The sequence below is a fragment of the Subtercola endophyticus genome, assembly GCF_021044565.1.
Taxonomy (GTDB): domain Bacteria; phylum Actinomycetota; class Actinomycetes; order Actinomycetales; family Microbacteriaceae; genus Subtercola; species Subtercola endophyticus.
The window spans coordinates 3,189,142-3,202,142 of record NZ_CP087997.1; the positions used below are offsets into that span (position 1 = coordinate 3,189,142).

A 13,001-nucleotide genomic window follows, 5' to 3' on the forward strand; every position below is an offset into this window, starting at 1 on the left:
TAAACGAAACGCGGCAGATACGCAGAGGCAAACACAGATGCACCGCAAAGCGAACGCAACCGCCTACCGACCACCCGACCGCCGCTTGTTGTACACGTCGAACGCCACGGCGAGCAGCAGCACCAGACCCTTGACCGCCTGCTGCCACTCGATGCCGATGCCCATGATCGACATACCGTTGTTCAGCACACCGATGATCAGACCACCGACAATCGCGCCGCCGATCGTTCCGACGCCGCCCGTCACCGCCGCACCACCGATGAACGCCGCCGAGATGGCTTCGAGCTCGAAGCCGTCACCGGCTTTCGGCCCGGCCAGGTTCAGACGAGCCGTGAACACCAGACCGGCAAGCCCCGCGAGAAAGCCCATGTTCACGAACAGCCAGAACGTCACGATGCGGGTCTTGATGCCCGAGAGCTCCGCCGCGTGCAAGTTGCCGCCGATGGCGTAGATGTGCCGGCCGAACACCGAACGGTTCATCACGATGCCGTAGATCAGAATGAGAACCGCGAGCACGATCAGGGTGACCGGGATGCCCTTGAAAGTGGCCAGAGCGTACGCGAACAGCAGCACGGCGGCGGTCACGAGCACCAATTTGGCAATGAACCAGCCGAGCGGCTCCACGGCCTGACCGTAACTCTGGCGCCCCCGTCGCGTGCGGATCGACTGCACCACCAGCACCACGATCGCAATGATTGCGACACCGATGGTGAGCGGGTCGACCTGCAGCTTGCCGAAGACGTCGGTGATGAATCCGTTGCCCAATGCCCGGTAGAAGTCGGGGAACGAACCGATGTTCTGGTTGCCGAGCACCACAAGCGTGAGTCCGCGGAAGATGAGCATGCCGGCCAGCGTCACGATGAACGCCGGTATGCCCACGTAGGCGATCCAGAAGCCCTGCCAGGCTCCCACCAGGGCGCCGATCGCGAGCGACAGCACAATGGCGAGCCAGGCCGGCAGCCCCATGCTGACCGCGAACACACCCGAGAGCGCCCCGACGAAGGCGGCGACCGACCCGACCGACAGGTCGATGTGGCCCGCCACGATGACCATCACCATACCGATGGCCAGAATCAGGATGTAGCCGTTCTGAACGATGAGGTTCGACACGTTCTGCGGCCGCAACAGCACGCCGTTCGTGAGGATCTCGAACACCACCACGACCAGAATCAGCGCGATGAAGATGCCGTTCTTGCCCAGGTCTGACAGAACATGGCTGAGCGAACGGGTGAACTTGTTGTCGACCGGGTTGACCCGGCCGCCGGCGGCAGTGTCGTCTGCCGGCTTCGTCTCGAGATCGGACATCAGATTCGTTCCTTTTCCATGGTCATGTACTTGATGAGCGTTTCGGGGGTGGCCTCGGCGATGGGCACCTCACCGGTGATGCGGCCCTCGGCGATGGCGTAGATGCGGTCGCAGATGCCGAGCAACTCGGGCAGCTCGCTCGAGATCACGATGACGCCCTTGCCCTCGGCGGCCAGCCGGTTGATGATCGTGTAGATCTCGTACTTCGCGCCCACGTCGATGCCGCGGGTCGGCTCGTCGAGAATCAGCACGTCGGGGTCGGAGTAGATCCACTTGCTCAGCACGACCTTCTGCTGGTTGCCGCCACTGAGCTTGCCGACCTTCGAGAGCACCGAGGGCGCCTTGATGTTCATCGACTTTCGGTAGCCGTCGGCGACCTCGTACTCCTTGTTGTCGTCGACCAGACCGCCGCGCTCGAGCTTCTTCAGCGAAGCCATCGAGATGTTGCGCTTGATGTCTTCGATGAGGTTGAGCCCGTAGAACTTGCGGTCTTCGGTGGCGTAGGCGAGCCCGTTGGCGATGGCCTCCGACACCGTGCGGGTCTTGATCTCCACGCCGTGTTTGAACACCTGCCCCGAGATCTTGGTGCCGTACGACCGCCCGAACAGGCTCATCGCGAACTCGGTACGGCCGGCGCCCATGAGGCCCGCGATGCCGACGATCTCGCCGCGCTTCACGTTCAGATTGACGTTGTCGACCATGATTCGCGAGGGGTCTTGCGGGTGGTACGCCGTCCAGTTCTCGACGCGCAAGATCTCCTCGCCGATGTGCGGGGTGTGGTCGGGGTACCGGTGCTCGAGGTCACGGCCCACCATGTCTTTGATGATGCGCTCTTCGGTCACATCGAGCTTCGGAATGGTCTCGATGGCCTTGCCGTCGCGAATGACGGTGACCGTGTCCGAGATCTTCTTGATCTCGTTGAGCTTGTGGCTGATGATGATCGACGTGATGTTCTGGCCCTTGAGCGAGAGAATCAGGTCGAGCAGATGATCGCTGTCTTCGTCGTTGAGGGCGGCGGTCGGTTCATCCAGAATCAGCAGCTTCACCCGCTTCGAGAGGGCCTTCGCGATCTCGACGAGCTGCTGCTTGCCCACGCCGAGGTCGAGCACCTTCGTGGTGGGGTTCTCCCGCAGGCCGACACGCGCGAGCAGCTTGGAGGCCTCGGTGTTGGTCTTGTTCCAGTCGATCAGGCCGAACGGGCCCTTGATCTCGTTGTTCAGAAAGATGTTCTCGGCGATCGACAGGTAGGGGCTGAGCGCGAGCTCTTGGTGGATGATCACGATGCCCTTGGCCTCGCTGTCGCGGATGTCGCGGAACTCGACCGTCTCGTTCTCGAAGACGATGTCGCCGTCGTAGGTACCGAACGGGTAGACGCCGCTGAGCACCTTCATGAGGGTCGATTTGCCCGCGCCGTTCTCACCGCAGATCGCGTGCACTTCACCGCGAGCGACGTCGAGGGTGACGGCCTGCAGGGCTTTGACGCCCGGAAAGGTCTTGGTGATGTTACGCATTTCCAGAATATTGGTGGTCACAATATGTCTCCTTCAATGGTGTAGCTGCGGATGGTGTGGATGTTCGGGTCCGAGAATGCCGGCCCGCCCGTTCGACGGGTCGGGCCGGCACGCTCAGTGAGTGGGTTCGGGCTGACTAGCCGTTGACCTGTGCCGCGGTGTAGTAGCCACCGTCGATCAGCACGCTCTGAATGTTGTCTTTCGTCACGACGACCGGCTGCAGCAGCTGCGAGGGAACGACCTTCACGCCGTTGTCGTAGGTCTTGGTGTCGTTCGTCTCCGGCGTTCCACCGGTCAGCAGGGCGGTTGCCATGCCCACAGCGACCTTCGCGAGCTCGCGAGTGTCTTTGTAGATGGTGGAGTACTGCTCGCCCGCATTGATGGCCTTGACCGAGTCGAGCTCGGCGTCCTGACCCGTGATGATGGGGATGTCGGCCGTGGTGTACCCGGCCGAGGTGAGAGCCGAGATGATTCCTCGCGAGAGACCGTCATAGGGCGAGAGAACGCCGTTGACCTTGGATCCGTCGGAGTACGTCGACGTGAGGATGTTCTCCATGCGGGCCTGGGCGGTAGCCGGATCCCAGCGCAGTGTCGCCACCGTGTTGAAGTCGGTCTGACCGCTCTTCACGACGATGGTGCCGTCGGCGATGTAGGGCTTGAGGGTCTCCATGGCGCCGTTGAAGAAGAACGTCGCGTTGTTGTCGTCGGGGCTGCCGGCGAACAGTTCGACGTTGAACGGGCCCTTCGTGCCGGTCTTGTTGCCGGTCGCGTCGAGAACACCGAGCCCGGTGAGCAGCGAGGTGGCCTGCTGAACGCCAACCTTCTCGTTGTCGAACGTGGCGTAGTAATCGACGTTCGGCGAGTTGCGAATCAGGCGGTCATAGGCGATGACGGGAATGTCGTTGTCTTTGGCGTTCTGCAGCGTGTTGGTGAGCGTCGTGCCGTCGATCGAGGCGATGATCAGGGCTTTTGCGCCCTTGGTGATCATGTTCTCGATCTGGCTGACCTGGGTGGGAATGTCGTCTTCTGCGTACTCGAGGTCGACGGTGTAGCCGGCCGCTTCGAGCTGCTTCTTGATGTTGTCGCCGTCAGCGATCCAGCGCTCGGACGACTTGGTGGGCATCGCGACGCCGATGAGGCTGCCGTCGCCGGCGGCTGCTGCGCCGCTCGAGGAGGTTCCCGATGAGGAGCCGCCCGCGCATCCGGCCAGTGAGACCACCATGGCCCCGGCGGCCAGAAGTGAAAGTACGAATTTTTTCTTCACTGTGTGTCCTTTTCTGTGTGTGAATGACTTCGTTGTCAGCAGGTGTGCTGTGGTGAAGGTGTTTCTCATTCCACCGGCGTCGCGCGTTTGCGGGGCCGGGGGGCTTTTTTCGCGCCGATCGGCGCAAAGGTCGTGGTTTCGCCGGGAGGCGAAGCGGAGGGCGAGCTGAGGGCGGGCGGCACCCGCGCGTAGAGCGCGTCGATCGTCGACACCGCCAGCGGAACGGGCTCGCCGAGCTGGCGCGAGATGTGCACGGTTCGAGCGGAATCTTCGGCCAAGACCGCGCGTCGCACGGCCCGCTTCGCCGTGGAGCCGACCGTGAAGACGCCGTGGTTCTGCAGCAGCACGGCCCGCGACCGCTGAGCGGTCAGCACAGCGACGAGCGACGAACCGATGGCGACGCCGTCGACGAGTGCCAGCGGGTCGGCTTCGGCCAGCGGAGCCACCGGAATCTGGCCGCCGAACTCGTCGGCCATGGCGGTGAGCACACACGGAACCGCCTCTCCCCGCGCCGCCCAGGCCGTGGCGTAGGTGGAGTGCGTGTGCACGACCCCGCCGATCTCGGGAAGATGCCGGTAGAGGTACGCGTGCGCCGAGGTGACGGCGGTTGGGGCACGCTGGCTGCCGAGCGTGTTCACCACCACGTCGCCGTCGAGGTCGCACAGAATCATGTTCTCGGGGCTCAGCTCGTCGTAGCTCACGTCGGTCGGCTTGATGACGAACAGGTCGGCGCCGGGCACGCGTGACGACACCGATCCGCTCGTCCAGACGACCAGTCCGTAGCGCACCAGTTCGTCGTGCAGGCGTGCCACTTCGGCGCGCATGCGGGCGATGGCGACCTCGATCTCTGCTCCGAAGTTCACGCCGTCACCTCGCGGTGGGTATGCGTGGCCGCTGCCGCTGGCGGCACCGCGAGCGGCGCAGAGGTCGGCGAGTGGATGCCCGCCAGAACCACCGCGAAAGGAGCGACCAGCCCGTGGCCACCAACGAGCCGGCCGCCGTCGAAACCAGATTCGGCGGTCACGCCGACGGAGTTCTGGCTGTGAGCGAAAACGACATTCACGCGTCAAACTCCTTTGTCTGGTCGGGTCTGGGCAGCACAAATCAACCGCTGTGCGGTGTCGATGCCATCCGATTGTGACTTTCATGTGAACGGTCACATCGGGCTGCCCTTATGGTGCCCCACGTTCGCCGAACATGTCAACCCGGGCTTCAGTCACGTTTTGGTAACCGCGCGAAAACGCGCCGCCGGGCATCCATTCGCCGACGGCGAAGCCGACTGGTCGCCCCGAAAGGCTCAGAAGATCGGCGGGGCGGTGCTGCCACGAACGATGAGATCAGGCACGAGGCCGGGTTGCGCGGCGATCTGATCGTCGAGAGTGCCCAGCAGCAGGGCGATGGCCCGGCGGCCGAGTTCGGCGAAATCCTGCCGAACCGTGGTGAGCGGAGGCCAGAAGTGCGCCGACTCGGGAATGTCGTCGAAACCCACGACGCTCACGTCGCGCGGCACGTCGAGCCCGGCCTCGCGAATGGCGTGGATGAGCCCCAGCGCCATCTGGTCGTTCGACGAGAAGATGGCCGTGAAGTCGCGCACCCGCAGCAACTCGCGGCCGGCGTAGTAGCCGAACTCGGCCGTCCAGTCGCCGAGAATCGGCGCGGTCGCGGCGACATCGCGGTCAGACATCTCCGAGAGAAAGCCGTGCATGCGCGCTTCGGCCTCGATCCAGTCCTGCGGGCCGGCGAGGTGGTAGATGTTGCGATGTCCGAGGTCGATGAGGTGCCGGGTGGCGAGGCGCGCGCCAGTGATCTGGTCGACCGAAAGCGCGTTCTGCGAGGCCACAGTGCTCTGCAGCGTGACGAACGGCAGCGAGATGTTCATGTCGTGGAACGTCTCGAACACGCGCACCTGCGGCGCGATCACCACGAGACCTTCGACCGCCTGGTCGAGCAGGTGATTGAGGCCGCGCTCGATCGAGTCGCGATCCGTGCCGTCGAGGTTGACCGTGTTGACGAAGTATCCCTCGGCGCGCGCGGCCTGCTCCAGAGCCTGGATGCTCGACGCGGGCCCGTACATCGACGCCGCCGACGCCAGCACTCCGATGGTCTGCGACCGGCTCGTGACGAGCACGCGGGCGGCGCGGTTGGGGCGGTACTGCAGATCATCCATCACCTGCTGCACACGGGCTCGGGTCTCGACCCGAATGCTCGGGTGGTCGTTCAGAACCCGCGAGACGGTCTGGTGCGAGACCCCGGCGAGCCGTGCGACATCACGGATGCTCGGCGCTCGGCCCGCCCGCGACTCGTCTGCCACGATCTGCTCGTTCTCGTTCGGAGCCGCAAGGAGCGACTCGGTTCGTGCGTGCTGATGACGCCGCGTGCGCCAATGTGCACGGTCACATCGCGGTGAAACCCATTATGGCGCGGGTCGCCGACCCACGCGAACACCCAGCATGTTACTGTCACATTTCTCAGAAATCGATGTGACAGTCACATTTGCGCCAGCCACCAGCGAAAACGGAGGAGCATTCGATACCGTGGGCCGCGGAGCGCGTCACGCCCTCGAATGCTCCTCTGTTTCTGCGAGCAGGGCCTGCGACAAGGCCCACAGGCGGCGAGCAGCACCGAGGTGGCGGCGCCCTGCTCGACCGTCTTCACCGAGACCCCAGTGGTTCCTGCCGGATCGAACGTGGCGGGCGGCAGAGCCAGGTGGCGGCTCAGGTTGGTCGCCGCGATGCGCCCGGGGTTCAGTGCGTTCACCACGATGCCGTCGGCCCCCCAGCGCCACGCGGCTTCGACGGCGAAGAAGATGTTCGCGGTCTTCGACTGGCTGTACGCCACCCACGGGTCATACGGGGTGCGCGCGAAGTCGACGTCGACGTGATGATGGCGATCGGCGGCGTGACTCCCATCTCGCAGCACGAGAACCAGCGCGAACTCGCCACCCGCCTCATCGACATCGTCATCGCCGGGCTGGCGGCCCGCTAACGGTGGACAAATAAGGAAATACTGCCTGCCGCGCCACCTGCGGGCTCGCCGCCGCGTATTTCCTTAGTTATCGACGGCAACCATCGACCGCGTCGAGCCTAGATGGCCTTGCCGGGGTTGAGGATGCCGTTCGGGTCGAACAGGGTTTTGACCTCGCGCATGAGCTGCCGGGCATCCGCCCCCACCTCGCGCTCGACCCAGCCGCGCTTGAGCAGACCGATACCGTGTTCGCCCGTGAGCGTTCCGCCCAGTCTGAGCGCGAGCTCGAACAGCTCGTCGGCGGCGGCCTGCGCCTCGGGCGGCACGGTCGTCACCGCGACGCCCCGCGCCCCGGGAATCAGAATGATCGGATGCACGTTTCCGTCGCCGGCGTGCGCAAAAGCGTAGATCTCGACCCCGGTACGTGCCGAGATCTCGGCCACGCCTTCGAACGCCTCGGCGAGCCGCGAGCGCGGCACCGCGATGTCTTCGATGAGCGCCCAACCTCGCGCCTCGATGGCCGGCAGCGCATCGCGGCGTGCGGCCGACAAGGCGGCGGCGGTTGCCGGATCGTCGCTGGTCTCGACCGAGAGCGCGGTGCGGCGCAGCACCTCGGCGACCACGTCGATCTCTTCGAGCGCGCCGAATCCGTCGGTCTGCACGAGCAGAAATGCTCCGCCACGGGCCGCCAGATCGGTACCGCGAAGGTCGTCGATGGCCCCGAGCGTCTTGCCGTCGACGAGCTCCACGACGCTCGGCCGCACGCCCGCTGTCGCCAGGGCGACGGATGCCCGTGCCGCCGTCGCCACGGAATCGAAGAAGGCCGCCGCCGTCGCCTGCGCGATCGGTCGCGGCAGCAGGCGCACGGTCGCGCCGACCACCACGCCCAGAGTGCCCTCGGAGCCGACGAAGAGCGAAAGCAGGTCGTAGCCGACCACGCCCTTGACGGTTCCGGGGCCGAGATGCAGCTGCCGACCATCGGCCAGCACCACGTCGAGCGCCAGTACGGCGTCACGCGTCACGCCGTACTTCGCGCCCCGCAGACCGCCGGCGTTCGTGGCGATGTTGCCGCCCACCGTCGAGAGCTCGACGCTGCCGGGGTCGGGAGCGAAAAAGAGGCCGTGGGCGGCCGCGGCCCGGTCGAGATCGGCCGTGATGACCCCCGGCTCGACATACGCGGTGCCGTCGACGGGGTTGATTTCGCGAATCGCGTTCAGCGCGCTGAGGTCGAGCACGATCTCCCCCGCTCCCGCAACGGCGCCGCCCGTGAGACCCGATCCGGAGCCGCGCGTCACCACGGGCACGCGGTGCGCGTTCGCGAAGGTGAGGGTAGCGACGACGTCGTCGACCGAGTGCGCGTACACGACGGCTGCCGGATGCCCGGCTCCCGCCGTGCCGGAGCGGTCACTTGCGACGGCAGCGGTCTGCTCCGCGCCGACAGACGCCGACGAGACGGACTCGAGCAGCAGCTGAAGGGTGGCCGCGTCGATCGGTGAGGCGTGAGCGGCGGCGGGGTCGGCATGGTCCGCGACGGCGACGGCGACGGCGCCGGCGTCAGCCTCGGCCACGGTGCCAGCGGCGGCATCGGTCACAGCGGCAGCGGCGGCATCGTTGGCCTCGGCGGGGCCGCCTGCGGCGGGCACGTCTTCGAGCAGTTCTGGCGAGGGCAACGTCGTCACACCGTCACGCTACCGTCTCTGTCGCGACAGCGCGCGGTACCACGGGCGCCACGGGCGCCACTGGCCCCACGGGCACGACGAGGGTGCCGCGGGCGGCGATGCCCTCTGGCCCGTTCCATTCCGCCACGCGCACCGGACTCTGCACCGCTACATCATTCGTCATGCTGACATTCTCTTTCTCAACTACTCCATCGAGCTACGAGTTTGGGCCGGTGCTGAGCCGCTTCACCGACACAAACTCGTAGCTCGATTCAGGTCAGGGCTTCGGCGACGGGCTCGCGAGCAAACGCAGGCACGGGCTCGCGAGCAAGCGCAGGCACCGGCGCTGCCGCTGCGGCATAGAGCTCGGCGATCGGCACGCGCCCGGGGGCAGCGCCGTCGCGGGATTCGGCACCCAGAAGGCGCTGCAGCCGCTCGTTGAGCGGAGCATCCACCCCGGCCAGCCGCGCCGCCAGCACGACTTCGCCGTTGAGGTAGTCCACCTCGCTCGAGGCGCCGCGCGCAAAGCTCTGCCAGGTCGACAGGCGGCCGAGGGTGTGCCCGGGCACCGGCTCGACCGTGAGCGAGCGACTGTTACTGCCCGCTGCGGTCACCGCCGCAGCATCCGGAACCGCCACCCCCGCGGCCGCCAGCACCGCCGTCGCCTCTGCGACCACGAGCTTGCGCGCCTCGGCACGTTCCGCATCGCTCGCGTCGAGCACATCGAGCCCGTTGACCACGTTGCCGAGCAGTTTGCGCGCCTTCCAGGCGCGAATGTCGTGCACGCTGCGCACGTCGTAACCGGCGCTCAGAAGGTCGGCGACGTACCGCTCTTGCTCGTCATCTGCACGCGGATACCGCCCGAGCCATGCCACACCCACCGTCGGATACGACGGTGAGACGACCTCGCCCGGCGACAGATAGCTCGCCGCGATGCCGATCGAAACCCCGTACACCCGAGCGAACCGGCGCAGCGCCAGGTCTTCGGTGCTGAGGCCGTTCTGAAAGGTCAGAATGGGCAGATCGGCACCGAGCAGCGTGGTCTCACCGTTGGCATCGAGCACGGGCAGCCAGGCCCACGTGCTGAGAACCGCCTCGGCATCTTGGGTCTTCGTCGCCAGTACGAGTACGTCGTCGTGCCGCAGCTCGAGCTCGTCGGGCGAGCCGACCACGGCCACCGGCACGGTCTCGGTGACGGCCGGCCGACGCACGGTCAGCCCACGGCTCCGGATGCTCGCGAGATTCTCACCGCGTGCAACGAGTACGGCGTCGATACCCGCGAGGTGCAGCTGGGCGGCGAGGGTCGCGCCGATCGCGCCCGCCCCGATGACAACGTACCGCGTCATGATGGGACCTCCTCACGTGAATCGGTAGGTGCCGACGCGGTGCCCGACGCCACGCCGGAAGAAGCCGCGGAAGACGTGGCCGCGGCGACCGACGCTGTGCCGGAAGAAACGGCGCGAGACGTGGCCGCGGCGACACCGTCCCTCGCCGGCGCTACGGCCGTCGACCGCCCGGGAATCGCGTCGAGCAGCGCCTTCGTGTAGTCGCTCTGCGGGTTCGCGAACACGTCGATGGTGGCACCCTGCTCCACCAGCACCCCGCGGTTGAGCACGGCGACCCGATGGGCCAGCTGGGCTACGACCGCGAGGTCATGCGAAATGAACAGGTAGCTGAGCCCGAGCTCGTCTTGCAGCGTGGCCAGCAGCGTCAGAATCTGCTCTTGCACCGACACGTCGAGCGCCGACACCGGCTCGTCGAGAAACACCAGGTCGGGCTTCAGCGCAAGTGCCCGCGCAATGGCGACTCGCTGGCGCTGCCCGCCCGAGAGCTCGGCGGGGCGGCGGTCGGCGAAGGCAGTCGGCAATGCGACCTGATCGAGCAGTTCGCGCAGGCGGGCCGAGCGGGATGCCCGATCCCCCACGCCGAACGACACGAGTGGCTCGAGAATCGACTGCCCGACCGTGAACTTGGGGTCGAGCGACGAGAACGGATTCTGATGCACGAGCTGAAACCGCTTGCGCAACGGACGCAGCTCGCGCCAGCCCGCGTCGGTGATGTCGACGCCTTCGAACAGCACTCGGCCGGCTGTGGGTTTCTCGAGCCCCAGCGCGACACGCAGCGTGGTGGTCTTGCCCGACCCCGACTCGCCGACCAGCCCGACGGTCTGGCCCGCGGGTACATCGATCGACACCGAGTCGATCGCCCGGAACGTACGCTGCCCCTCAGGTGAGCGCGGCAGCCGGTAATCTTTCGTGACTCCGACGATCGAGAGAATCGGCGTGGCCGTCTCGGCGGCATCGGCAGCGGCAACGGCGGCAGGCGCGCCCGCGCGGTCGGCGACCGCAGCCGAACCGCCCGCATGCCTAATCTTCACCCGCCCGTCGCTGCTCAGCCCCGGCGCCGCGGCGATCAGCCGCCGTGTGTAGTCCTCTGCCGGCGCCACCAGAATCTCGGCCGGCCGGCCCTGCTCCACCACGCGGCCGCCCTGCATCACCAGCACCCGGTCGGCGCGGTCGGCCGCGACACCCAGGTCGTGCGTGATGATGAGCAGCGAAATGCCGCGATCCCGAACCAGCGACTGCAGGTGGTCGAGAATGCGCTTCTGCACGGTGACATCGAGCGCGCTGGTCGGCTCGTCGGCCACGATCAGCTGCGGCCGCCCGGCCAAGGCGATGGCGATCAGCACCCGCTGCCGCATGCCGCCCGACAGCTCGTGCGGGTATTGCCGTGCCCGAAGTACGGGGTTGTCGAGGCCTGCCGCTTCGAGCACCTCCACCACTTCGGAGTCGAGCGAGCGCTTCGGCACGTCTCCGCGGCGGCGAACCGCCTCGGCCACCTGCGGCCCGATGCGCAGCGTCGGGTTGAGGGCGACCATCGGGTCTTGCGGTACAAGCCCGATCACGCGGCCCCGGATGCTCCGCAGCACCTTCTCTGACGCGTGGGTCGTGTCGGCGCCATCGATGCGGATCGACCCGCCCGACACCTCTCCGCCGCTCGGCAGCAGCCCGAGCAGGGCGTTCGCCGTGGTGCTCTTTCCCGAACCGGACTCGCCCACGATCGCGACCGTCTCGCCCGCGGCGATGGCCAGCGTCAGGTCGGAGACGGCGGCAGACTTGCGCCCCTCGCGGCTATACGTCACCGAGAGATTGGTGATCTCGACGATGGGCGTCTGCCGGGCATCCGGAGCGGTGACGACACCTTTCGAATCCGCGAGCCGAGGCACGCCAGTCACCTGCGCGCTCATCGCTGCAGCTCCTCGATCGACTTCGAGATGTGGTTCAGGCTGAACACCACGAGCCCGACGAAGAGCCCGGGCAGCAGACTCAGCCACGGCGAGGTGATCAAGAAGTTGCGCCCGTTCGCGATCAGCGTGCCCCACTCGGCCGCGGGCGGAGCCGCACCGAAGCCCAAGAAGCTCAGCGCGGAGATGGCCAGAATCGCCACACCGAAGTCGAGCACGGCGAGCACGAACACCGGCCCCCACGAGTTCGGCAGAATGTGCCGCACCAGAATGCGCAACCACGACGCGCCGCCGGTGCGAGCAGCCTCGATGTACGGCAGATTCTTCACCTTCAGCACCTCGGAGCGGGTGATGCGGGCGAACCCGGGCACGATGCCCACTGCGACCGCGATCGAGATGGGTATCGTTCCGAAGCCAAGCGCAGTCACGATGACCAGAGCCAGCAGCAGACGCGGAATGGCCAGCATCACGTCGACGAAGCGCATGAAGATCACGTCGATCCAGCCGCCGAAGAAGCCGGTCACCACGCCGAGAGCAAGGCCCACGATGATGGCGATCGCCACCGCGGCGAGCGTCGCCTGAATGGTGAGCGTCGACCCGTACAGCACCCGGGTGAACAGGTCGCGACCCAGTTCGTCGGTGCCGAACAGGTGCGCGAGACTCGGCGCCTTCAGCTTGTCGACCGGAACCGTCGCATACGGGTCGTAGTGGGTGAACACGAACGGAAAGACCGCCGAGATGATCACGAAGACGATGAGCAGTATCGCGACGACCAGTCCCGGCCGGCGAAGCACTCGGCGTGCGGTGTAGGCGAATCGCTCGCGCCTGGCGCTGCGAGCGGCGACCGGATGCCCGGCCTTCGCCGCGCGCTCAGCATCGCTCGCCGCGCTCTCGCCCGGTGCATCCGGAGCGTCGTGAGGCGCAAAGGTGCGCTCCTCAGCCTCTTCGAGACTGGTGGTGAAGGCGGTATCGAGTGCCATGGTGTGCCTTTCGACAGTGGGTCGAGGTGCGGGAGGTCGAGTTACGGTGGGCCGAACTGCGGAGGGTCGAGCTGC

The 13,001-nt window shown here is 66.6% G+C and carries 12 protein-coding genes; all 12 read right to left on the minus strand.

The genetic code is table 11. The features are described from left to right. Positions 1-63 precede the first annotated feature (63 nt). Positions 64-1,305 (minus strand): multiple monosaccharide ABC transporter permease, encoded by a 1,242-nt coding sequence (gene mmsB, locus LQ955_RS14790; RefSeq protein ID WP_231025268.1) that lies wholly within the window; start codon positions 1,303-1,305, stop codon positions 64-66. Beyond that, on the minus strand, positions 1,305-2,837 hold the full coding sequence (gene mmsA / locus LQ955_RS14795; protein WP_231025269.1) for a multiple monosaccharide ABC transporter ATP-binding protein: 1,533 nt from the start codon (positions 2,835-2,837) through the stop codon (positions 1,305-1,307). Before mmsA ends, mmsB begins: the two co-directional genes overlap by 1 nt. Positions 2,838-2,952: 115 nt before the next feature. Further along, positions 2,953-4,038 carry a multiple monosaccharide ABC transporter substrate-binding protein gene (gene chvE / locus LQ955_RS14800; RefSeq protein ID WP_231028160.1) on the minus strand — a complete coding sequence of 362 codons (1,086 nt, stop codon included), beginning with the start codon at positions 4,036-4,038 and terminating at the stop codon, positions 2,953-2,955. A 107-nt stretch (positions 4,039-4,145) separates the two neighbouring features. Beyond that, positions 4,146-4,943 (minus strand): L-ribulose-5-phosphate 4-epimerase, encoded by a 798-nt coding sequence (locus LQ955_RS14805; RefSeq protein WP_255713614.1) that lies wholly within the window; start codon positions 4,941-4,943, stop codon positions 4,146-4,148. Continuing rightward, positions 4,940-5,143, minus strand: a complete 204-nt coding sequence (locus LQ955_RS14810) for a hypothetical protein (RefSeq protein WP_231025270.1) — start codon at positions 5,141-5,143, stop codon at positions 4,940-4,942. The genes LQ955_RS14805 and LQ955_RS14810 overlap by 4 nt, the downstream gene beginning before the upstream one ends. Before the next feature lie 234 nt (positions 5,144-5,377). Further along, the gene (locus LQ955_RS14815) at positions 5,378-6,394 is read right to left on the minus strand and encodes a LacI family DNA-binding transcriptional regulator (RefSeq protein WP_231028162.1); all 1,017 of its coding nucleotides are present in this window, start codon (positions 6,392-6,394) and stop codon (positions 5,378-5,380) included. Positions 6,395-6,567: 173 nt separating this feature from the next. Next, on the minus strand, positions 6,568-6,918 hold the full coding sequence (locus tag LQ955_RS14820) for a Rossmann-fold NAD(P)-binding domain-containing protein (protein WP_231025271.1): 351 nt from the start codon (positions 6,916-6,918) through the stop codon (positions 6,568-6,570). 245 nt (positions 6,919-7,163) lie between these two features. Then, positions 7,164-8,723: an FAD-binding oxidoreductase gene (locus LQ955_RS14825; protein ID WP_231025272.1), complete on the minus strand. Its 1,560-nt coding sequence runs from the start codon at positions 8,721-8,723 to the stop codon at positions 7,164-7,166. Positions 8,724-8,727: 4 nt separating this feature from the next. After that, positions 8,728-8,886: a hypothetical protein gene (locus tag LQ955_RS14830; RefSeq protein WP_231025273.1), complete on the minus strand. Its 159-nt coding sequence runs from the start codon at positions 8,884-8,886 to the stop codon at positions 8,728-8,730. 88 nt (positions 8,887-8,974) lie between these two features. Then, positions 8,975-10,048 carry a ketopantoate reductase family protein gene (locus LQ955_RS14835; RefSeq protein ID WP_231025274.1) on the minus strand — a complete coding sequence of 358 codons (1,074 nt, stop codon included), beginning with the start codon at positions 10,046-10,048 and terminating at the stop codon, positions 8,975-8,977. Next, complete coding sequence (locus tag LQ955_RS14840; protein ID WP_231025275.1) at positions 10,045-11,949, minus strand: dipeptide ABC transporter ATP-binding protein; 1,905 nt, start codon at positions 11,947-11,949, stop codon at positions 10,045-10,047. The genes LQ955_RS14835 and LQ955_RS14840 overlap by 4 nt, the downstream gene beginning before the upstream one ends. Further along, entirely contained in the window at positions 11,946-12,926 is a 981-nt protein-coding gene (locus tag LQ955_RS14845) for an ABC transporter permease (protein ID WP_231025276.1), read from the minus strand. Before LQ955_RS14845 ends, LQ955_RS14840 begins: the two co-directional genes overlap by 4 nt. Positions 12,927-13,001 lie beyond the last annotated feature (75 nt).

Excerpts from the sequence above, each read along its gene's own strand:
- LQ955_RS14845 (WP_231025276.1), bottom strand. The coding sequence starts at position 12,926 with ATGGCACTCGATACCGCCTTCACCACCAGTCTCGAAGAGGCTGAGGAG.
- chvE (WP_231028160.1), bottom strand. The coding sequence starts at position 4,038 with ATGGTGGTCTCACTGGCCGGATGCGCGGGCGGCTCCTCATCGGGAACC.
- LQ955_RS14830 (WP_231025273.1), bottom strand. The coding sequence starts at position 8,886 with ATGACGAATGATGTAGCGGTGCAGAGTCCGGTGCGCGTGGCGGAATGG.
- LQ955_RS14840 (WP_231025275.1), bottom strand. The coding sequence starts at position 11,949 with ATGAGCGCGCAGGTGACTGGCGTGCCTCGGCTCGCGGATTCGAAAGGT.
- LQ955_RS14835 (WP_231025274.1), bottom strand. The coding sequence starts at position 10,048 with ATGACGCGGTACGTTGTCATCGGGGCGGGCGCGATCGGCGCGACCCTC.
- mmsB (WP_231025268.1), bottom strand. The coding sequence starts at position 1,305 with ATGTCCGATCTCGAGACGAAGCCGGCAGACGACACTGCCGCCGGCGGC.